The organism is Mesorhizobium sp. NFR06 (assembly GCF_900115245.1).
GTDB lineage: Bacteria > Pseudomonadota > Alphaproteobacteria > Rhizobiales > Rhizobiaceae > Mesorhizobium.
The window spans coordinates 312,168-332,206 of record NZ_FOVT01000004.1 but is presented as its reverse complement, the minus strand read 5'-3'; the positions used below and the strand labels follow the sequence as shown (position 1 = coordinate 332,206).

Here is a 20,039-nt window from a genome sequence, read left to right as displayed (position 1 = left end):
GCGGGGCGGGGGTGCGGCGCCAACCCCACCCGGACCCCTACGGATGTCCGACCTGCCCACAAGCGGGAGGTAGAGGGCTCAGCTGCCCGTTTGCTTCTGCGCCTCTTCCTGCCTCAACGAGGCAATAAAACGCTTGGTGCGCTCGCGCTCCGGTTTGTCGAACACGACCGAAGCCGGACCTTTCTCGACGATCGAGCCGGCGTCGAGGAAGACGACCTCCTGCGCGATCTTGGAGGCGAGCCTCAGATCATGCGTGGCCATCACCATGGTCGTGCCTTCCCGGGCAAGCTGTCCCAGCACGTCGACCACCTCCTGCGCCAGTTCCGGATCGAGCGCCGAGGTCGGCTCGTCGCAAAGCAGCACGCGCGGCGACGGCGCCAGCGCCCGGGCGATCGCCACGCGCTGCTGCTGACCGCCGGACAGCGTCGCCGGCCAGGCATCGGCCTTATGCGCCATGCCGACCTTCTCGAGCAGCGCCATCGCCCGCTCGCGTGCCTTTGGCTGCGGCCATTTCAGCACCGTCACCAAGCCTTCCATGACATTCTCGATCGCGGTGCGATGCGGGAAGAGCTGAAAATTCTGGAACACCATGCCGGTCTGCAGGCGGATGCGCTGGATATCCTTTGCCGGCACCTTGCCGCCCGGATGGAATTCCAGCGTCTCCTCGCCGATGCGCAAAGCGCCGGACGTCGGGATCTCCAAGAGGTTGACGCAGCGCAGCAGCGTGCTTTTTCCGCCGCCGGAAGGGCCGACCAGCGCCGTCACGCTGCCCTCGTCGAGGCTGACCGTGACGCCTTTCAGCACCAGATTGTCGCCGAATCGCTTTTCGATGTTGGTGAGGCCGATCATGCGTTGGCCTCCAGGAAACCGCCATAACGGTTGAGCCGCACCTCCAGCCGCGCTTGCAGCGCCGACAGCACGGAGCTCAAGGCGAGATAAAGTGCTGCTGCCTCGACATAGAGGATCAGCGGTTCATAGGTGGTGGCCACGATGCGCTGCGCGGCCTGGAACATCTCCGGCACCGTGATCGCGGCCGCCAGCGACGTGTCCTTGACCAGCGAGATGAATGTGTTGGAAAGCGGTGGGACCGCGACGCGGCCCGCCTGCGGAAGGATCGTGCGCCGCATCGCCTGGCTCCAGGTCATGCCGATCGAATAGGAGGCCTCCCATTGGCCTTTCTGCACCGAGCCGATGACGGCGCGGATGATCTCCGACGTGTAAGCGCCGATGTTGAGCGTGAAGCCGATCAGCGCCGCGGGAAAGGCATCGAGCAGGATGCCGACCGACGGCAGGCCATAGAAGATCAGGAACAGCTGAACGAGCAGCGGCGTGCCGCGGAAAATCCAGACATAGAAACGCGCCAGCGCGACCAGCGGCTTCGGCCCGAACAGCCGGATCAGCGCCGTCACCAGCCCGGCGATCAGCCCGAGCGCGAACGACAAAAGCGTCAGCGGCACGGTGAAGATCAACGCCGCCCATAATAGCGTCGGCAACGATTCCAGCATCAATTGCAGCCAATGCGGCACGGAGCGCTTCCCCTTTCCAGATACGGCGGCGTCTTCCCCCGTACGCAACGACTATCATGCAAAGACCGGCGGGCCGTCAAAGACGGCCCCGATGAATGTCACGCAAAAATGGCGGCCCGTCGTTGACGGCTCCGATGAACATAAAAAGGTGGCGGGCCGTCTTGGACGGCCCGCCGCATCCCAACAAAGGACGATTGCCTTATTTCGAAACGTCCTGGCCGAAATACGTGTCGGCGATCTTCTTGTAGGTGCCGTCGGCCTTGATGTCGGCCAGCGCCTTGTTGATGGCCGCGACCAAGTCCGGATCGCCCTTGCGCACGATGACGCCGGAATAGTCGGCATTCTCTTCCTGCGCGGCGATCTTCACATTCGCGTCCGGCTTGTGCTTCTTGAAGTCGAGGAAGGATAGGCTGTCGTTGATGGTGGCATCGGCGCGGCCGGTCAGCAGAAGCTGGATCGATTGGTCGAAGCCGTCGGTGCCGACAAGTTCCGCGCCGTTCTTCTCGGCGAGCTTGCCGAAATTCGAGGTCAGCGACTGCGCCGACTTCTTGCCCTTCAGATCGGCGAAGGTCTTGATGTCGGCGTTGTCGCCGCGCACGATCAGCACTGCCTTCGAGGCTATGTAGGGATCGGAGAAGGCGTACTTGGCCTTGCGGGCATCGGTGATGCCGACCTCGTTGATGACGGCATCGTAGCGGTTGGCGTCGAGGCCGGCGATCAGGCCGTCCCACTTGCCTTCGAGGAACTGCACTTTTACGCCGAGCTTGTCGGCGATGGCCTTGGCGATCTCGACGTCGAAGCCGACCAGGGCGCCGGATTCGTCATGATAGGTGAAGGGCGCGTAGGTGCCTTCCGTGCCGACCTTGATGACGCCAGCCTGCTTGATCTGGTCGAGATTGGCGCCGGCATGGCCGGCGGCAACCGCCAGAGCCTGCAGCGTTCCGGCGATAAGGAGCGATTTAAGCCATTTCATTTTTCTGTGATCCCGTTTTGACCGGTGCCCCGGCGCATTGTGAGAGCCGGAAACTGACAGATAGAAGGCCACGAAATAAGGAACCAGATTTCAAAAATCGTCTCCGCCAGAAATCTGATTCTCAAAATCATTCGACAATTCGCCAAGCGGCTTTCCGGGCCGATAACAAAATGTTCCCGCTGGCAACATTTGCCTCCTCGGGTGGCGGAACCATCCATGCGCCTGACACGTTGCAGGGCTGTTGTAGGGCGCGGTGGCCTCGTTTCAACCGCCACAGTGCAATCACCGCCAAAAGGAGCCGGCATGATCGAGGACGCGGCAGGACGGACACTGGTCCGGGCGGCAATGAGGGCTCCTTATCTCGAGCGCGACGAGGAGCATGTTCTGGCGCTGCGCTGGAAGGAAGAGAACGACCAGCACGCGCTGCACAGGATCACCGTCGCCCATATGCGCCTGGTCATCTCCATGGCCTCGAGATTCCGCCATTACGGCCTGCCACTCGGCGATTTGATCCAGGAAGGCCATGTCGGTCTGCTCGAGGCGGCGGCCCGCTTCGAGCCGGCGCGCGAGGTGCGCTTCTCGACCTATGCCACCTGGTGGATCCGCGCCTCGATGCAGGATTACATCCTGCGCAACTGGTCGATCGTGCGCGGCGGCACCAGTTCGGCGCAGAAGGCGCTGTTCTTCAATCTGAGACGTTTGCGCGCCCGCCTCGCCAATGGCGCCGAGCCGATCTCCAATGCCTCGCTCTACCGTGAGGTCTCGGCGGCGCTCGGCGTGCCGGAGGCCGACGTAGCGATGATGGATTCACGCCTTTCCTCCCCCGACAGCTCGCTCAACGCGCCTTTGGCCGACGAGAACGGTGCCGCCGAGCGGATGGATTTCCTGGTCTGCGAAGACCCGCTGCCCGACGAGATCGTCGGCGAAAGGATCGACATCCAGCGCCGGGCCGACTGGCTCAAAAGTGCGCTCGGGGCGCTCAACGCCCGCGAGCTTCGGATCATCGAGGAGCGCAGGCTGAGCGATGACGGCGCCACGCTGGAATCGCTTGGCGAGCAGCTCGGCATCTCCAAAGAGCGGGTGCGCCAGATCGAGGCGCGTGCCATGGAAAAGCTAAAGCTGGCACTGGTGAAGCAGAACCCTGACTTCCTGGCGGAAGCGGCCTGAAAATTGATATAAAATTGCCGAAAAACGATATTATCTATTTATTAAATAAGAATATATCGCCATCGCGGCAATTTTTCTTCACCTTATCCGTGAATTGTGAGCTCTTTAACAGACCATTGAGCCGCAATCGGCCTTTTTAAGCCTCCAGATCGTAACCGATGGGGGATTCGCCATGCTCCGATGCTGCGTGCTCCTTGCGGCCTTGATGCTCGTGGGCCTCACGACGATCCAGGCACGCGCCGATCGAAGGGTTGCCTTTGTCATCGGCAATTCCGAATACCGCGAAATCCCGGCGCTCAAAAACCCGGACAAGGACGCCGACGGTGTGTCGAAGACGTTCAGGCTGGCCGGCTTCGAGGTGTTCACTGCCAAGGACCTGACCAAGCTCCAGTTCGAAGATCAGTTCCGCAACTATCTCGCGGCGGCAGACGGCGCCGATCTGGCGGTCGTCTATTATTCAGGCCACGGCTTTCAGGTCGGCGGCGAGAATTTCCTGATCCCCGTCGACGCGTCGCTGAAAGATGCCGCGGACATGGAAATTCAGGCAATCAAGGTCAACGACGTGCTGCAGCAGTTGCGCGCCAAATCGAAGATCCAGGTGGTCATCCTCGACGCTTGCCGCAACAATCCTTTCCCGCGCAAGGACTATTGGCTGCGCGACCAGCTGATCGTCGCGGGCGGCACCGGCCTTGCTCAGCTGGCAAGCTCTCAAAACACGCTGATCGCCTTCGCCACGGAGCCCGGTGCGGTCGCCTATGACGGGTCCGGCAACGTCAGCCCGTTTTCGTCCGCCTTTTCCCGCCGCGCGCTGGCGCCGAACCAGGAGATACGCTCTGTCATGGCGGCCGTGCGCCGCGATGTGGTCAAGGCGACCAACGGCAAGCAGGTTCCCTGGGAGAACTCCTCGCTGATCGACGACGTGGTGCTGATGCGCCGCCCGAGCCAACCCGCGCTTCCGCCGGTGATGGAGAAAGTGGTGCCCTCGGGCGTCGGACCCGTCGTTTTGGACCTGCCGGCGCCTGTCGATGTCTATGGCGGTCCGGTCACCGTCAGCATCGAAACCCTTCCGGCGCTCGGACGCCTGGTACTTGATGGCAAACCGGTCGCCAAGGGCGAGCCTATACAGGGCAAGGACCTGCCGCGCCTGCGCATGGAGGCGCCGCGGATCTTCGGCGCGCAGGAGCAGGTGGAAACGCTGACCTACTTCACACATGACGACTTGGGCGGCGAAACCCAGGGTGTCCTCATCGTGCGTGTCAAGAACGGCGAGGGCGACGAGGGCCAGCAACTCATGGCGTCGCTGAAGGCCGGGCAGAAACAGCAAGTGCTGGAGCGCGGCATCCACGTCAGCGGCGCCGCCGAGGCGATCGGCAACCGCGACATCAGCGTTCCGGTCGGTGTCGGACCGGTTCCGCTGAAGCTGGATTTCCCGACGAAGGATCCGGCGATCAGCCTGCAGCTGGCAAGCTATCCGGCAACCGGAACCTTGTCGCTGCCCGATCGCATCCTGTCGCCTCAATCGAGCCTGATGGCCAATGACGTCGGCAATTTGCGTTATGAGCCGCAGATCGGCTCGGCGGCTCCGGTCGAGGTCGGCTTCGAAATCCGCGCCGGCAATGCATCCAAGCCGGCGACGATGAAGCTGTCGCCAGCCATCGACCCTTGCGACCGGGCCGCGGGCGAACCGCTCGACTCGCAGGGTGTCGTCCCCGGCCGGTTGCCGAACGAGATCGGCGGCGGCGCGGTGGAGGCCTGCGAAGCTGCGGTGAAGACCTACCCCGAAGTCGCCCGCTTTCACTACGAACTCGGACGCGCGCTGCTGGCGGCCGGCAAGGTCGACGAAGCACGGAAGGCCATCCAGGATGCTGCCGACAAGGGCCATATCCGCGCCGTCTTCGAGCTCGGCTACATCGCGTCGTCCGGAACGGGAACGGCCGTCGATCTCACCAGAGCGAACAGCTTCTATTCGCAGGCCTCCGACAAGGGAGATGGTTACGCCATGGCCGCCTGGGGGCGCGCCCTGTTCGATGGTGTCGGCGTCGAGCGCGATGCCGGCAAGGGCTTGGACCTGCTGCTCAAGGCGGCTGCGATGGGGCATATCAACGCCATGAACGATCTCGCAGTGATCTTCAAGGAAGGCCGCAACGGCATGCCCGCCGATCCGGCCCGCGCCCTGGCTTTCCTCAAAGCCGGCATCGAGCGGCAGGAAAAATATTCGATGAGCATTCTCGGGCTGGCCGGACGCGGCCCGCTGACGGTCGCGGCGTGCAAAGTCCCGCCGAAGATCATCACGAAGATAAAGGTGGTCCGCGTGCCCGCGCCGAAACCGAAGACCCTCACGAGCAAGCCGGTGCAAAACGAAACCGGGCCTGTGCCTTGGCGCGGCAGTAACGGCGACCGCAGTCAGCCACAGCCCCGAGGCGGTGGCAGCAATAGCAATAATGATAGCAGCGATAATAATAATGATAATAGCGATAATAATAATAGCGACAGCTGATCGCGCCCGCGATGGCAGCAATGCGGTGTTGCTGTCATCGGCCGCAAATGGTTCCGACATCGGATAGTGGCCGTGGCGCACATGCGGCCGCCGCCAACAGCGGCTTGTTTGCCCCTGCGGGGATTTACTTGTCGGTAACGATCTTGACCTTGTCGCCGGTCGACACGGTGGCGCCGGGCGACATGGCGTTGAGCACCCGGAACAGGTCGAGCTTGCGGTCGACGCCGACCATCTGGGCAGCGAGCGAGCCCATGGTCTGGCCCGCCTGAACGGTGACGACCCGGATATGCAGCGGCTTCAATGCCGCCTTCTCTGCCGGGCTGAGCACGCGGAAGGAACCGCTGACCGAGCGCGCGACCGGGTCGAGCGCGGCGCTGGCCGAAGGCGCGGCCGTCAGCAACCTGTAGACCTGCCCGCCGGCGCGGATCACCGCGATGTCGAACTGCCAGCCTTGCGCGCTGGCATGCGCCATCGCCGCCTCGTTGCCGTTGATCGTGTCCTGACGCACGCTGGCGTCTTCCAGCCCCGCCACCCAGCCGCTGCGGATGTAATCCGTGAGCGAGACCGACTTGTCGATCGCCACGCCGTCGAAGCGAATGGCGATGTCGCCGGGCCCTGTCGCGGTGACGGCGGCAGCCGAATTGTCGATGACGAACCCGTCCGGCACCGTGAACGAGACGCCGAGATTGGGGTGCATGAAGGTTTGGCCGCGCACATAGCCTTCTTCCGGCGTGTCGCCGTAAAGCAGGCCGTCAATGCCGGCGAGGAAAGCGTCGCGGTCGCGCGTGCCGACGCCCGGCGGGCCGAAATTGCGCGCAAGGCGTTGCGCCAACTCGATGCGTTGCGGCGTGTTGGGATGGGTGGCCAGGAAATCGAGGCTGGCGTCGGTGGCGCCGCTGACCGAACGGAAATCGGTATAGGCCGACATCGACTGCAGGAAACGGCCCGCCGCATAGGGATCGTAGCCCGCCTCGCCGATCGACTTGATGCCGATGGCGTCGGCCTGCAGTTCCTGGTTGCGCGAGAATTGTGCGAGCCTCAGCTTGCCGCGGATCAGCGCCGCCTTGGCGGTCGGGCTGTCGCCAAGCACGTCGGAAACCACCTTGGTCGCCAGGCCTTCCTCGGCCTCGAGCTGCTGCCGCTGCAGCCCATGATTGGCGGTGACGTGGCCCATCTCGTGCGCGATGACGGCGGCAAGCTCTGAAGAGTCATTGGCCAGCGCCAGCAGGCCGCGCGTCACATAGAGATAGCCGCCCGGCAGCGCGAAAGCGTTAACGTTGGGCGAGTTGAGGATGGTGATGCGATAGGTCTGGGTCGGGTTGGCCGACACCACGGTCAGGTTGCCGACGACCTTGGCCACCATGCGTTCGAGCTTGGGGTCGGAATATTCGCCGCCATAAGTGGCCAGGATGCGCGGATGCTGCGCCTTCGCCATTTCGGCGAGCTTGGCGTTGGCCACGACATTGTCGACGGTGATCGGCCTGTCGGAGGGCTGGAAGCCGTTCTCCTGCACGTCCGGCGGCGTGAACATCTGGCAGCTCGCCAGCGCCACGGCAAAGCCAGCCATCGCGAAAAATCGCGCCAGCGGCCTCGTCCACGCTCTCTCGATGCCGGTCGTCAGATCGGCTTCCTTTCGAAATCTTTCGGCAAATCACGGCTTGAGCCGGACCGGTATGGCCGGACCTAGCCACACTCCTCCGGACAAGGCAAGCAAACGCCGGATCGCCCTTTGCCGGTTTGGCCGTAAATTATGTCCGCTTCCGGGCAACATGTTGTGATCCGGCAACGCCGCCGCCACGATCGCCGATATAGCGCCGGAAGGCCTCGGGTCCAGACCGGTTGAAGAAATCGTCGGCCGGCCCGGTCGCCGCAATCGTGCCCTCGTCGAGAAAAGCGACGTCCTGCCCGATGTGGCGTGCATCCTCCGGCTGATGCGTGACGAAAAGCACCGTCATATGCCGCTCGGCATGGATATCGGCGACCAGGTCGAGCATGTCGGCGCGCAAGGCCGGCCCAAGCGACGCAAATGGTTCGTCGAGCAGCAGCACGGGCCGGTCGCGCAGCAGGACCCTCGCCAGCGCGACGCGTTGCCGTTCGCCGCCGGATAGCTCGCGCGGCAGCCGTTTCTCCTTGCCGGCAAGACCGACGCGCGCCAGCGCCTCGGTGACGGCGACGCGATCGGCGTCGCCGAGCTTGAGCGACGGCGAGCGGCCGAGCCCGACATTGGCCTCGACTGAAAGATGCGCGAACAGATTGTTTTCCTGGAACACCATCGACACCGGCCGCGCCGAAGGCGGCGCATTGCCCAGATCGGCCCCGCCGATCAGCACCTTGCCGGTATCCGGGGCTTCGAAGCCGGCTATCAGATTGAGCAACGTCGATTTGCCCGACCCGCTCGGCCCCATGATGGCGGTGATCCTGCCGGCCGCGAATTCGGCGTTGAAGCGGAAGGACGCCTCGCCATAGCTGAACGCGACGCCATCAAGCGCGACGGCGAGAGCCTTTTCCGCGGCGGCGCCATTGATGGTCGTCGTCATGATCTTCCTTCCCGCCCCAGCCAGTCGGCGGCAACCACCAGCATCAGGCAGACGAGACCGAGCAGCAAGGCGAGTCCCGCGGCGTCGGCTGTGCGGTAGCTGCTCATGCGCGCGAGCAGCAGATAGGGCAAGGTCTGCACGGAATCGCTGCCGAACAGCGCGATCACGCCGAGATCGCCCAGCGATAGCGCCATGGCGAACGCAAAGCCGGTTGCCAGCGGCCGCCTCAGCGACGGCCAGTCGATCAGGCATAGCCGGTTCCAGCCGGAAATGCCGAGCGCCAGGCAAAGCCGCTCGTGACGCTCGCTTGCCGCGTCATAGGCCGGGCGAATGGCGCGGATGGCAAACGGCATCGCCATCACCGCGTTGACGGCGACTACCATGACGGGCGCGACGCCAAAGACATCGGTGACGCTGCGCAGCGCCAGGAACCAGCCGGCGCCAAGCACGATCGGCGGCACGACGAGGACGAAGCCGGCGCCGGTGTCGGCGGCATGTTCGAGCAGGCTCATGGCGGCGCCTGTCCCGCGCCGCAGCGCCAGCGCGCGCCGCGCCGCAATCAGCGCCAGCGACAACGTCACCGCCAGCAGCGCCGCAAGGAAGGCAAGGCTTGCGCTGGTGAGCGTCGCGCGGCGCACCGCCGCTTCACGGGCCAACCGCCCGAGATCGGGCTCCAGGCCTGAAAACACCGTTGCCGCCATCGGTCCGGCAACGAACAGCAGCGCAAGCGCGATGAGGCCGGCGTTCAGCGCGCTTTCCACCCGGCCTGCCGAGAGGTAGCGACGCGGCGCCACCGGCAGATTGGCGTCGCCGACCATATTGGCGCCGAGCCGCGTGAGCATGATGACCACGACGAAGGTCAGCGCGATCTGCAGCAGCGTCAGCACCACGGCGCGCGCGGGATCGAAGTCGAAGCGCAGCGCCTGGTAGATGGCGACCTCCAGCGTCGTCGCGGCCGGACCGCCGCCCAGCGTCAGCACGATGGTGAAGGAGGTGATGCAGAGCATGAAGACCAGTCCGGCAATCCCCGGCAGGGCCGCGCGCAGCACCGGCCATTCGATCATCAAGAAGGCCGGCCGGGCGCCCATGCCAAGCTGGCTCGCCAGCCGCCATTGGTCGGCGGGGACGGTGCCCAACGCCTCGAGGAACAGGCGCGAGGCCAGTGGCAGATTGAAGAAGACATGGGCGACGAGAATGCCGGAGAGGCCGTAGACACCGGGCCATTCCCCGCCGCCAAGCCCGGCAAGGACGCCGGCAAAATAGCCGGCACGGCCGTAGAGCGCCAACACCCCGAGGGCGGCGACGATAGCCGGCAAAGCCAGCGGCACGGTGAAGAGCTGCAGGATCAGGCGGCGACCCGGGAAGCTTGGGTGCCTCGACAAAGCGCGCGCCACGAGCAGCGCCGGCGCGACCGACAGCAGCGTCGACAGCAGCGCCTGCCAGAGCGTGAAGCGGGCGACACGCAGGAGATAACCGTCGAAGGCCACGACAGCGCCGGACGGGTCGTGCGCGCCTTCGAGGATAAGCCCGGCGAAGGCGCCGCCGATGAGCAGGGCAATGGCTGCGAGGGCAACGATGCCGGCGGTGATACGGGAGTCAGAGCGGGGCGCGGACTGCACGCTGCACCATGTCGGCTTGAACTAGCGGGCGCCGCGTTCCTTCGCGCCCCCCTCTGTCTTGCCGGACATCTCCCCCACGAGGGGGGAGATCAGCAGTCACGCCGGCTTTCGCCAATCTCCAACGCAGCAGGGTTGAGCAAGGCGCCGAAGCAGCCAATCTCCCCCCTTGTGGGGGAGATGTCCGGTCCACCCTCCGCAGGTGCAGCGCAGCTGCTGCGAAGGACGGGCAGGACAGAGGGGGGCGCCGCAGAACAATCATCTTGGAAGATAGTAACCAAAATCACCTACTTGCTCATCACCGCCAGCCACTCATCCACCCATGCCTTGCGGTTGGCCGCGACCTCTTGCGGGTTGAACAAAAGGGTCTTGGTCGGCTTCACCAACTTGTCGAAGGCCGGATTGAGCGGCTTGTCGGTCTTGCCGGCCGGGAACATCCAGTTGGTCTCGGGGATGACGTCCTGGAATTTCGGCCCGGCCATGAAGGCTATGAACTTTTGCGCCAGCGGGTTCTTCGCGCCGGTCGTGGTGATGCCCGCCACCTCGATCTGCAGATATTCGCCTTCCTCGAAGGAGGCGGCCTGGTAGCGTTCGGTGTTTTCGGCCACCATGTGGTAGGCCGGCGAGGTGGTGTAGGACAGCACCATCGGCGCCTCGCCCTTGGTGAACAGTCCATAGGCCTCGCTCCAGCCCGGCGTCACCGTCAAAACCTTCGGCTTGAGCTTTGCCCAGGCTTCCGGCGCCTTGTCGCCATAGACCGACTTCACCCACAAGAGCAGCCCGAGGCCCGGCGTCGAGGTGCGCGGATCCTGGATGACGATCTTGTCGGTGCTGGCACCCTCGACCAGTTCCTTCAGGCTCTTCGGCGGGCTCTTCAGCTTTTCGGTGTCGTAGACGATGGCGAAATAGCCGTAGTCGAACGGCACGAAAGTGTCGTCGCTCCAGCCGCCCGGCACGTTGATGCCGGACACTTCGTCATGCGGCGCAAACAGGCCGCTCGCCTTGGCATCGGCGGTCAGGTTGGTGTCGAGGCCGAGCACGACATCGGCCTTGGTGCCGGCGCCTTCCAGCTTGACGCGGTTGAGCAGGGCGACGCCATCGGCGACCGAGACGAATTCGAGATCACAGCCGCATTCGGCCTCGAACTCTTTCTTGACGGCTGGTCCAGGACCCCAGTCCGCGGTGAAGCTTTCATAGGTGTAGACGGTGAGCTTGTCCTTCGCAGCGGCGGGCGCAACGCCCGCCAGAATCGAAACAAGACCGGTTGCGAGAATGAGATGGGACAGCATTGCGCGCATCGGCGCCTCCTTCGTTCGAGTGACAAGGAATTGAGGCGTCGGATGGTCCGAAACGTCTAATCCCTCCGCCGGTACAAACCGGATCAGGTTCAGCGGGTTGGCTTCTCGCCTCTCAGCCGGATCATGTCCGGCACCCCGTTAGAGCGTTTCGACAGATAGGCCCGGCCGAAGCGACGCGCAAGCGGAAGTTTGCCGAGCAGCTAATGCAGGGGCCGGACTTTGGCCCCATCTATGGCGCCGCCCGGCTTCCGTTTCACCCGGCGGGCTGGTAAGGGCGACGGCCATGGGCACATTCACCATCCTGCTTGGCGGCGAACTCATCCGCACGCCCCGGCTCGAACGCCAGATCGCGGGCTCGCGCATCATCGCCGCCGACGCCGGCATCGGCCATGCCCGCATGCTCGGGCTGATCCCGGAACTCTGGGTCGGCGATTTCGATTCCGTGCCGCCCAACCTGCCGGATGACCTTGCCGCCGTGCCCAGAACGGTGTTTCCGGCCGAAAAAGACAAGACGGACGGGGAGCTCGCCATCGCCGAAGCGCTCGACCGCGGCGCTACCAGCCTCATTCTCGCCGGCGCCTTCGGCGGCAAGCGCGCCGACCACGCCTTCCTGCATCTGGCGCTGGGGATCCGGCTGGCCGAGGCGGGCTCGACCGTGCTTCTGACGAGCGGCGCCCAGGAAGGCATTCCGGTCTTGCCGGGCGGCGCCAGCTTCGACTATGCGGACGGCACCTTGTTTTCGGTGCTTGGCTTCTCCGACCTGTCCGGCCTGACGGTCACCGGGGCCAAATGGCCGCTCGACCGCGTCGAGGTGGCGTTCGGCTCCTCGCTCACTATATCAAACGAGGTCAAGGGGCAGCTTGGCATCGCGCTGGAGCGCGGCCGGGCGCTGTTGCTGACCCACCCCTATCCTCTTCCTGAAAGCTGACATGGCGCCGCCACTTCTCAATCTCGACGGCATTAAACTGACCTTCGGCGGCACCCCGCTGCTCGACGGCGCGGCACTCAGCGCATCCGCCGGCGAAAAGATCGCGCTGGTCGGCCGCAATGGCTCGGGCAAATCCACCCTGCTCAAGATCGCCGCCGGGCTGATCGAGCCGCAGGACGGCGAGGTGTTCCGCCAGCCTTCGGCCACGGTTCGCTATCTGCCGCAGATGCCCGACATGGACGGCTTTGCCTCGGTGCGCGCCTATGTCGAGGCGGGCCTCGGTCCGGCCGACGATCCGCATCGCGCCACCTATCTGATGGAGCATCTCGGCCTTACCGGCGAGGAGCGGCCGAACGACCTGTCCGGCGGCGAGGCGCGCCGGGCCGCGCTTGCCCGCGTCATGGCGCCGGAGCCCGACATCCTTCTGCTCGACGAGCCGACCAACCATCTCGACCTGTCGGTCATCGAATGGCTGGAAGAGGAGCTTGCCCGCACCTCTTCGGCCGTGATCCTGATCTCGCACGATCGCCGCTTTCTCGAACGCGTGACCCGCGTCACCGTCTGGCTCGACCGTGGCCAGACGCGGCGGCTGGACAAGGGCTTTGCCCATTTCGAGGAATGGCGCGACCAGGTGCTGGAAGAAGAAGAGCGCGAGCAGCACAAGCTCGGCCGCCAGATCGTGCGCGAGGAGCATTGGCTGCGCTACGGCGTCACCGCCAGGCGCAAGCGCAACATGCGCCGTCTGGGCGAATTGCAAACCATGCGCCAGCGCTTCCGCAGCCATCGCGGCGCCGAAGGCACGGCGACCATGGTGGCAAGCGACGCCGCCGAATCCGGCAAGCTGGTGATCGAGGCCAAGACCATCGAGAAGAGTTTTGGCGACCTGACTGTCGTCAAAGGATTCTCGACCCGCATTCAGCGTGGCGACCGCGTCGGCCTTGTCGGACCGAACGGCGCCGGCAAGACGACGCTGCTGAAGATGCTGACCGGCGAGCTTTCGCCGGACGCCGGCACCGTTCGGCTTGGCGTCAATCTGGAGATCGCGACGCTCGACCAGAAGCGCGAGGCCGTCGACCCGCAGGAGACGCTGGCGCACTATCTCACCGATGGGCGCGGCGAAAACCTCGTCGTCAATGGCGAGCAGCGCCATGTCGTCTCCTACATGAAGGACTTTTTGTTCAAGCCGGAGCAGGCGCGCACGCCGGTGCGCGAGCTTTCGGGCGGCGAGCGGGCGCGGTTGCTGCTGGCCCGTGTGCTCGCCCGGCCGGCGAACCTTTTGGTGCTCGACGAGCCGACCAACGACCTCGACATGGAGACGCTGGAGCTGTTGCAGGAGCTGGTCGCCGGCTTTGCCGGAACCGTGATCCTGGTCAGCCATGACCGCGATTTCCTCGATCGCACCGTCACCAGCGTGATCGCGCCGGACGGCGGCGGACGCTGGATCGAATACGCCGGCGGCTACTCCGACATGCTGGCGCAGCGCGGCGGCTCCAGGCTGGAGGATCGCAAGGCCAGATCCAGGGCCGAGGCGGCTGAGGCTGTGCCGAAGGCCGAACAAGCCGCGCCGAAGGGCCCGGCGAGGAAACTCTCCTTCAAGCAGAAATTCGCGCTGGACTCGCTGCCGAAGAAGATCGAGGCGGTGGCGGCCTCGATCTCGCGGCTGGAAAACAACATCGCCGACCCGTCTTTCTACGAGCGCGATCCGGTCTCTTTCCAGAAGACCATCGCCGCGCTCGACAAGGAGCGCACGACGCTGGCCGCGCTTGAGCAAGAGTGGCTGGAGCTTGAGATGCTGCGCGAGGAGATGGAGGGCTGACAAGCTTGCCTGCACGCGGATATGCGCTTATTCTATGCGCATGAAGAGGTAGGCCATGCTCCAATCAACTGCAAAACCACAACGCAAATCGGTCAACACCTCGATTGATTCCAGACTGATCGAGGAGGCCAAGGCGTTGGGCATCAACATGTCCCGTGCTGCCGAGCAAGGAATCGCCAAGGCAATTTCTGCCGAGAAGACGCGTCGCTGGCAGGAGGAGAATAAGGAAGCGCTCGAAAGCTCCAACGAATGCGTCAAGCGCAACGGTCTGCCTTTAGCCAAGTACCGGCTGTTTTGATGGCTTGCTACGATTTCTATCGGAGCGCAGGAAGCGACGGTTATCTCCTTGATGTCCAGTCCGACATACTAGAACACCTCGATACCAACGTCGTCGTTCCGCTTCTGCCGCCCAAGGTCGCACCGTTGCCGGCTCGCAGGCTGAACCCGATCTTCAGGATCGATGGCGAAGACCATGTGATGGTCACTCAATTCATTTCGGCTGTGACGGCTTCCGAACTGCGGGCGGCAGAAGGAAATCTCGCAAGACATCACGACGAGATCGTCGCCGCGCTGGATATGTTGTTCCAAGGTTTTTGAGCGGCGGCGACGACGCCCTTCCTCAGCCCGACGTCTTCGCCGCCCAGGCCTTCAGCGCCTCATCGAAGACCTTCTCGCCGGGGATGCCCTTTTGCATGGTGAGCAGCGCGCGGCGTCCAGTCTTGTAGACCACCGGCACGTCGATCCAGTCCTGGCCCCTCAGCAGCGTCAGGTTGGCGTCCTCGTCTGCCTTGGTATCGTTGAGTGCGACGAGGAAGAAGCCATCGGCGATCTTGGCCGGGATGCCGATCAGCGGGCTGCCGGCGTCCTGCTCCGAGCTCTTCATGGCGATGCGCAGGATGTTGTCGACGCCGCCGCCGTCAAACCCTTCCGGTGTCAGGAAGATCATTTCGATGATGTGGCTGGCCGGCAAGGTCTGGTCGGTGTTGCGCCGGATCGTCATGCGCAGCTGGATGTTCTTGCCCGGGATCGTCGCCTCGGCGCGGATCGCCGGTTCTGGCGGCAGATCGCCGCCGGGTGATTCCTGCACCAGCGACCATACGATGCTGCCCGGCTCGGCCGTGCCCTGCTGGGTGCTGGTGCGCTCCTCATAGAAGATCGCCTTCTGCCCGACCGGCACGGTCGCCTCGGCCGTCGCCGGCGCCGGCGTGGCAGGCGCGGTCGCCGCCGCGGGGGGCGTGGTTCCAGCAGCTGGCGGCGCGGTGCCGGCCGCAGCTGTGGTTCCGGCTGCCGGCGTCGCGGGAGTGGCTGCATCGGTCGGTGGCGCCGGCGTCGCGCCGGCTGGGGCCGTCCCGGGCGTTTGCGTGGCCGGGGCAGGCGGAGTGGCGGTCGTCGCAGGCGCGGTTGCCGGCGCAGCCGGCGGCCGCGTCGTCAGCGCCGCGACGGATTCGCCTTCGCCGATCGTGGCCTGTCCGCCGGCAGGGCCGGGATCCGTCTCCTTGCCCTCGGGGGTCAGGCGCTGCGTGAACTTGGTCGTGTCGGCTGGCTCGCTGGGACTGGACGCAGCCGGCGCGGCCGCAGTCTCGGCCGCCGGCTTGGGCGGAGCGGGCTTGACCAGCGGCTCGGTCGAGACCGTCTTGCTGGCGCCGCCAACGCCGAAGAGCGAGCCGAACGCGTTCTTGTTCAGCCATACGCCGTAGCCACCGCCGGCCAGCACCAGCAGCGCGATGACGGCCGCGATCAACCCGCCATAGCTGCGCTTGCGCTGCCGCGACTGGGGCCGCAGCCGCTGGAATGTATCGGGCGCCGGCTGCTCGTTATTGGCGAAGACGTCGCTGTCATCATCGGCGTCGACGGCGTCCACACCGGCGAGGCCGACATCGTCTTCGCGCGGCGACGGCATCGGAGGCGGCGGCGCCTTCTGCCAGGCCGGCTCCGACTTTGGCGCAGCCTGCCAACTCGGCTCCGCCCTCGCCGTGCTCTGCCAGGCCGGGTCGGGCTTCGCGGCGTTTTGCGCTGCCGGCTCCGCCTTCGGCGCGCTTTGCCAGCTCGGCTCCATCCTGGCAGGCGCGGGTGCCGGCCTGAACGGTTCGGATTTGAAAGGATCGGGCTTGGCGGGCGTGGGTGCCGCCGGCTGCCGGGTATGGCTCGGCTGGTTCTTGTTGCGGTCGATGGAGGAGAAAATATGCTCCAGCTCCGCCAGCGGATCCTCGGCCGGGAGCTTGACATATTCGCGCTCGACGCTGGAAATGGCATCTTCCAGCGAGCGCTTCTGTTTGCTGACGATATCGGGCGCCAGCGGTGGGGAATACTCGGCGAGCTTCTTCGCCAGCATCGCGCGGACACCGTCGTATATCTGCTTGCGCACCTCGAACGAAGGTTCGCCCTTCTTGTCGAGCTGCTTTTTCAGAACACTAACGAAATCTGCCATGCGTCAGGTGACCTGCATTCGTTTCCCGCCCGGCCGCAAATCAGCTGTACCCCCGGGAAGGGCTGTGAAACTAGTCTTGAAACGGGTCGGTCACAAGTATTGTGTCGTCCCGCTCGGGGCTGGTGGAGAGCAGCGCAACCGGGGCGCCGATCAGCTCCTCGATATAGCGGACATATTTGACGGCCTGCGCCGGCAAATCGTTCCAGCTCCTCGCGCCGGCCGTGGTTCCCTTCCAGCCTTCGAGCGTCTCGTAGACGGGCTCGACCCGCGCCTGCGCGCCCTGGCTGGCCGGCAGGTAATCGATCGTCTCGCCGTCGAGCCTGTAGCCGGTACAGACCTTGATCTCGTCCAGCCCGTCGAGCACGTCGAGCTTGGTCAGGGCGATGCCCTTGATGCCGTTGACGGCCACCGCCTGGCGCACCAGCACGGCATCGAACCAGCCGCAGCGGCGCTTGCGCCCGGTGACGACGCCGAATTCGTGGCCGCGCGTGCCGAGGAACTCGCCGATCTCGTTTTTCTGTTCGGTCGGGAACGGCCCCTCGCCGACGCGCGTCGTGTAGGCCTTGGTGATGCCGAGCACATAGCCGATGACACCAGGACCGACGCCCGAACCGGCGGCCGCCTGTCCGGCCACGGTGTTGGACGAGGTGACGAAGGGATAGGTGCCGTGGTCGATGTCGAGCAGCGTGCCCTGCGCGCCCTCGAACAGGATGCGCTCGCCGGCCCGACGCTTGTCGTCGAGCACCTTCCAGACGCGGTCCATGTAGGGCAGGATCTCGGCGGCCACCGAGGTCAACTCCTGCATGATATCCTCATGCGTCGCTTCCGCGTGGCCGAGCCCGCGCCGCAGCGCATTGTGGTGCGTCAGCAGCCTGTCGACCTTCAAGGGAAGCGTTTCCAAATCCGCCAAATCCATCACCCGCACCGCTCGTCGGCCCACCTTGTCCTCATAGGCGGGGCCGATACCGCGGCGTGTCGTGCCAATCTTGGTTCCGGAATTCGAGGCGGCGTCTTCGCGGAACCCGTCCAGCTCCCGGTGCAAGGACAGGATAAGCGCGGTGTTTTCGGCTATTTTCAGGCGCTCCGGCGTGACCTGCACGCCCTGCTCCTTGAGCTTCTTGACTTCGGCGACGAAGGCATGCGGATCGAACACCACGCCATTACCGATGATCGAAAGCTTGCCTTCCCGCACCACGCCCGAAGGCAGCAGCGACAGCTTGTAGACCTTGCCGTCGACGACCAGCGTGTGGCCGGCATTGTGGCCGCCCTGGAAGCGCACGACCACGTCGGCCCGTTCCGACAGCCAGTCGACGATCTTGCCCTTGCCTTCGTCGCCCCATTGCGAGCCGACGACCACCACATTGGCCATGTTCTTTTCCCTTGAAACGCCGCGCAGGCGGCCTGAAACGACAGGCCTCTATAGCGTCAAGCGCCGGCCGGCGCGACCCCTTCTTTGGCGTCAAAACCGCGCCCAGGCACAACAAATTCCAGCTTTCGCATCATTTACTTGCCACAGCCGCCGCACTAGGCCGGCCTGAACTCTCGCAAACCCTGCAAGGCCGGATCCCCGATGCACCGAGCCGCCTATCTCTTCCTCTTGTTCACCACGCTCTTATGGGGCGGCAACTCCGTGGCCGGCAAGCTCGCCGTCGGCCATGTCTCGCCGATGACGCTGGTGTTCCTGCGCTGGGTGATGGCGGTGGCGATCCTGCTGCCCATCGGCTGGCGGACGCTCTGCGAGGATTGGCCAGAGGTGCGCAAGCACTGGCGGCTGCTTGCCGGCCTCGGCGCCTGTGGCTTCACATTCTTCAACGTCATCTTCTACACCGCGCTCAACTACACGACCGCCATCAATGTCTCGATCGAGCAGGCGGCCATACCGATGGTCATCATCCTTGCCAATTTCGTTCTGTTTCGGCTGCGCGTACGGCCGCTGCAGATCGTCGGCGTCGCGTTCACAATCATCGGCGTTGCCCTGACCGCGAGCCATGGCGATCTCGGCCAACTGCTGAAGCTCCAGCTCAATTTCGGCGACGCCATCATGCTGGCCGCGGTTCTCTGCTACAGCCTCTACTCGGTCGGCTTGCGCCTCAAGCCGGCGATCCGCTGGCAAAGCCTCATGCTGGCCTTGTCGGTCGCGGCGCTTGTCATCTCGGTGCCTTTCTTCGTTTGGGAAATTGTCGCCGGCCGCATCATCGTCCCGGACGCGCCTGGATGGGCGCTCACGCTGTATACCGCCCTTGGCGCCTCGGTCATCTCGCAGGTCCTCTACATCAAGGGCAACGAGATGATCGGCGCCAACCGCGCCGGCCTGTTCATCAACCTGGTGCCGATCTTCGGCACGCTGCTTTCGGTGCTGATCGTCGGCGAGCAGTTCCAGCTCTATCAGGGCTTGGCACTCGCGCTTGTCCTTGGTGGCATCGCGCTCGCCGAATACAGCGGCAGCAAAGCAGCGTCCCAGATGCAATGAGCCCGTGGTGGAATAGGCCAAGCAGCACTCGACTATGCTGGTCCCGTTAAGGATACCGGTGTTCGAATACTTCCAAATTCGCAGGGCAATTGACTTTCTCGACTTTCAGCCACCAGATGCCGCAATCGAGCTGCTTTGGAGCAATTCCGGGAAAGCGGTTTTTCGGTCCGGAATTCGCGTCAGACGAAGAGATGGAGCGGTTTCCGGTGAACCGCTCCGGTTCGAATGGAGGGACCATGAATTTCCGCATGTTTTTTGCGCTGATCGCCGCCCTTGTCGGCCTCGCGGCCTTTTGCGTATCGGCTTCGGCAGCCACGGTCGCCCACACCAGCACGTCGCTGAACGTCCGCAGCGGCCCGGGTGCGCACTATGCCAGGATCGCAACCTTGCCGGCTGGCCAGAGAGTTACGCTGTACCATTGCGAGGGCAGCTGGTGTTCTATTCGTGCGGCCGGAATCCATGGCTGGGCGAGCGCGAGCTACCTCGAACGCTCCCATGTCGTTCGGCCGGTCATTGTGCAGCCGCAAATCGTGATTCGCCCGCCATATTACCATCCGCACAGGCCATATCGGCCGCGGCCGCCCAAGCCTCACAAGCCGCAATGCAAGATCGCGCCCGGCTTCCCTTGCAAGTGAGCGAGGTATGAACTTATCGAAACGCCTCGCCTGCGCATGCAGGCGGGGCGTTTTTCATGTCACACCCGTCAAACAAAGACTTTTGAAGCGGCGCTGATTCCGTTTCAGTGCGACGCGCTTTGGAGCAATTCCAGGAAAAGTGCGACAC

General features: G+C 64.5%; 17 protein-coding genes and 1 riboswitch. Of the genes, 8 read left to right on the top strand and 9 right to left on the bottom strand.

From position 1 onward, the window contains the following. Positions 1 to 78: 78 nt before the first annotated feature. The 3 genes from F3H96_RS10535 to F3H96_RS10525 all read right to left on the bottom strand — a co-directional run bounded on the left by F3H96_RS10535 (position 79) and on the right by F3H96_RS10525 (position 2,499). Positions 79 to 849 carry an amino acid ABC transporter ATP-binding protein gene (locus F3H96_RS10535; protein WP_149791868.1) on the bottom strand — a complete coding sequence of 257 codons (771 nt, stop codon included), beginning with the start codon at positions 847 to 849 and terminating at the stop codon, positions 79 to 81. Then, positions 846 to 1,526 (bottom strand): ABC transporter permease subunit, encoded by a 681-nt coding sequence (locus F3H96_RS10530; protein ID WP_149791867.1) that lies wholly within the window; start codon positions 1,524 to 1,526, stop codon positions 846 to 848. Before F3H96_RS10530 ends, F3H96_RS10535 begins: the two co-directional genes overlap by 4 nt. Before the next feature lie 199 nt (positions 1,527 to 1,725). Beyond that, complete coding sequence (locus F3H96_RS10525) at positions 1,726 to 2,499, bottom strand: amino acid ABC transporter substrate-binding protein (RefSeq protein ID WP_149791866.1); 774 nt, start codon at positions 2,497 to 2,499, stop codon at positions 1,726 to 1,728. 303 nt (positions 2,500 to 2,802) lie between these two features. Between F3H96_RS10525 and F3H96_RS10520 the strand changes: the two genes are divergently transcribed. Together F3H96_RS10520 and F3H96_RS10515 are read left to right on the top strand one after the other, a co-directional pair. Continuing rightward, entirely contained in the window at positions 2,803 to 3,666 is an 864-nt protein-coding gene (locus F3H96_RS10520; RefSeq protein WP_149791865.1) for an RNA polymerase factor sigma-32, read from the top strand. Between the two features lie 205 nt (positions 3,667 to 3,871). Beyond that, positions 3,872 to 6,163: a caspase family protein gene (locus tag F3H96_RS10515; protein WP_244619956.1), complete on the top strand. Its 2,292-nt coding sequence runs from the start codon at positions 3,872 to 3,874 to the stop codon at positions 6,161 to 6,163. A 124-nt stretch (positions 6,164 to 6,287) separates the two neighbouring features. Here F3H96_RS10515 and F3H96_RS10510 read toward each other — a convergent pair whose 3' ends face one another. The 4 genes from F3H96_RS10510 to thiB all read right to left on the bottom strand — a co-directional run bounded on the left by F3H96_RS10510 (position 6,288) and on the right by thiB (position 11,614). Further along, positions 6,288 to 7,730, bottom strand: a complete 1,443-nt coding sequence (locus F3H96_RS10510; RefSeq protein WP_149791863.1) for a M48 family metalloprotease — start codon at positions 7,728 to 7,730, stop codon at positions 6,288 to 6,290. 181 nt (positions 7,731 to 7,911) lie between these two features. Continuing rightward, positions 7,912 to 8,700 carry a thiamine ABC transporter ATP-binding protein gene (gene thiQ, locus F3H96_RS10505; protein WP_149791862.1) on the bottom strand — a complete coding sequence of 263 codons (789 nt, stop codon included), beginning with the start codon at positions 8,698 to 8,700 and terminating at the stop codon, positions 7,912 to 7,914. After that, positions 8,697 to 10,319, bottom strand: coding sequence for a thiamine/thiamine pyrophosphate ABC transporter permease (thiP, locus tag F3H96_RS10500; protein WP_149791861.1), 1,623 nt, complete (start codon positions 10,317 to 10,319; stop codon positions 8,697 to 8,699). Before thiP ends, thiQ begins: the two co-directional genes overlap by 4 nt. Before the next feature lie 284 nt (positions 10,320 to 10,603). Further along, entirely contained in the window at positions 10,604 to 11,614 is a 1,011-nt protein-coding gene (gene thiB, locus F3H96_RS10490; protein ID WP_149791860.1) for a thiamine ABC transporter substrate binding subunit, read from the bottom strand. A gap of 43 nt (positions 11,615 to 11,657) precedes the next feature. Continuing rightward, a riboswitch (TPP riboswitch) is annotated at positions 11,658 to 11,762 on the bottom strand. A 135-nt stretch (positions 11,763 to 11,897) separates the two neighbouring features. Between thiB and F3H96_RS10485 the strand changes: the two genes are divergently transcribed. The 4 genes from F3H96_RS10485 (at position 11,898) to F3H96_RS10470 (ending at position 14,955) form a co-directional block, all read left to right on the top strand. Then, positions 11,898 to 12,542 carry a thiamine diphosphokinase gene (locus F3H96_RS10485; RefSeq protein WP_149791859.1) on the top strand — a complete coding sequence of 215 codons (645 nt, stop codon included), beginning with the start codon at positions 11,898 to 11,900 and terminating at the stop codon, positions 12,540 to 12,542. A 1-nt stretch (position 12,543) separates the two neighbouring features. Beyond that, complete coding sequence (locus F3H96_RS10480) at positions 12,544 to 14,358, top strand: ABC-F family ATP-binding cassette domain-containing protein (RefSeq protein ID WP_149791858.1); 1,815 nt, start codon at positions 12,544 to 12,546, stop codon at positions 14,356 to 14,358. A 136-nt stretch (positions 14,359 to 14,494) separates the two neighbouring features. Further along, positions 14,495 to 14,656 carry a type II toxin-antitoxin system CcdA family antitoxin gene (locus F3H96_RS10475; RefSeq protein ID WP_244619955.1) on the top strand — a complete coding sequence of 54 codons (162 nt, stop codon included), beginning with the start codon at positions 14,495 to 14,497 and terminating at the stop codon, positions 14,654 to 14,656. Further along, the gene (locus F3H96_RS10470) at positions 14,656 to 14,955 is read left to right on the top strand and encodes a CcdB family protein (protein ID WP_149791856.1); all 300 of its coding nucleotides are present in this window, start codon (positions 14,656 to 14,658) and stop codon (positions 14,953 to 14,955) included. Before F3H96_RS10475 ends, F3H96_RS10470 begins: the two co-directional genes overlap by 1 nt. A 22-nt stretch (positions 14,956 to 14,977) precedes the next feature. On the opposite strand, the gene F3H96_RS10465 is transcribed toward F3H96_RS10470, so the two are convergent. Further along, positions 14,978 to 16,786: a hypothetical protein gene (locus F3H96_RS10465; RefSeq protein WP_149791855.1), complete on the bottom strand. Its 1,809-nt coding sequence runs from the start codon at positions 16,784 to 16,786 to the stop codon at positions 14,978 to 14,980. A 70-nt stretch (positions 16,787 to 16,856) separates the two neighbouring features. Beyond that, the gene (locus tag F3H96_RS10460) at positions 16,857 to 18,155 is read right to left on the bottom strand and encodes an adenylosuccinate synthase (RefSeq protein ID WP_149791854.1); all 1,299 of its coding nucleotides are present in this window, start codon (positions 18,153 to 18,155) and stop codon (positions 16,857 to 16,859) included. Positions 18,156 to 18,356: 201 nt separating this feature from the next. Here F3H96_RS10460 and F3H96_RS10455 point away from each other — a divergent pair, with 201 nt between their 5' ends. Both F3H96_RS10455 and F3H96_RS10450 read left to right on the top strand, forming a co-directional pair. After that, a complete protein-coding gene (locus F3H96_RS10455; RefSeq protein WP_149791853.1) occupies positions 18,357 to 19,256 on the top strand; it encodes a DMT family transporter in 900 nt (299 codons plus the stop codon). Between the two features lie 236 nt (positions 19,257 to 19,492). After that, positions 19,493 to 19,891 carry an SH3 domain-containing protein gene (locus F3H96_RS10450; protein ID WP_149791852.1) on the top strand — a complete coding sequence of 133 codons (399 nt, stop codon included), beginning with the start codon at positions 19,493 to 19,495 and terminating at the stop codon, positions 19,889 to 19,891. Positions 19,892 to 20,039: the final 148 nt, after the last annotated feature.

What these genes read in the sequence shown, in the direction of transcription:
- thiQ (WP_149791862.1), bottom strand. Translation starts at nt 8,700, where the DNA reads ATGACGACGACCATCAATGGCGCCGCCGCGGAAAAGGCTCTCGCCGTC.
- F3H96_RS10460 (WP_149791854.1), bottom strand. Translation starts at nt 18,155, where the DNA reads ATGGCCAATGTGGTGGTCGTCGGCTCGCAATGGGGCGACGAAGGCAAG.
- F3H96_RS10465 (WP_149791855.1), bottom strand. Translation starts at nt 16,786, where the DNA reads ATGGCAGATTTCGTTAGTGTTCTGAAAAAGCAGCTCGACAAGAAGGGC.
- F3H96_RS10510 (WP_149791863.1), bottom strand. Translation starts at nt 7,730, where the DNA reads ATGGCTGGCTTTGCCGTGGCGCTGGCGAGCTGCCAGATGTTCACGCCG.
- F3H96_RS10470 (WP_149791856.1), top strand. Translation starts at nt 14,656, where the DNA reads ATGGCTTGCTACGATTTCTATCGGAGCGCAGGAAGCGACGGTTATCTC.
- F3H96_RS10515 (WP_244619956.1), top strand. Translation starts at nt 3,872, where the DNA reads ATGCTCGTGGGCCTCACGACGATCCAGGCACGCGCCGATCGAAGGGTT.
- F3H96_RS10455 (WP_149791853.1), top strand. Translation starts at nt 18,357, where the DNA reads ATGCACCGAGCCGCCTATCTCTTCCTCTTGTTCACCACGCTCTTATGG.
- F3H96_RS10525 (WP_149791866.1), bottom strand. Translation starts at nt 2,499, where the DNA reads ATGAAATGGCTTAAATCGCTCCTTATCGCCGGAACGCTGCAGGCTCTG.
- thiB (WP_149791860.1), bottom strand. Translation starts at nt 11,614, where the DNA reads ATGCGCGCAATGCTGTCCCATCTCATTCTCGCAACCGGTCTTGTTTCG.
- F3H96_RS10480 (WP_149791858.1), top strand. Translation starts at nt 12,544, where the DNA reads ATGGCGCCGCCACTTCTCAATCTCGACGGCATTAAACTGACCTTCGGC.
- F3H96_RS10450 (WP_149791852.1), top strand. Translation starts at nt 19,493, where the DNA reads ATGAATTTCCGCATGTTTTTTGCGCTGATCGCCGCCCTTGTCGGCCTC.
- F3H96_RS10485 (WP_149791859.1), top strand. Translation starts at nt 11,898, where the DNA reads ATGGGCACATTCACCATCCTGCTTGGCGGCGAACTCATCCGCACGCCC.
- F3H96_RS10535 (WP_149791868.1), bottom strand. Translation starts at nt 849, where the DNA reads ATGATCGGCCTCACCAACATCGAAAAGCGATTCGGCGACAATCTGGTG.
- F3H96_RS10520 (WP_149791865.1), top strand. Translation starts at nt 2,803, where the DNA reads ATGATCGAGGACGCGGCAGGACGGACACTGGTCCGGGCGGCAATGAGG.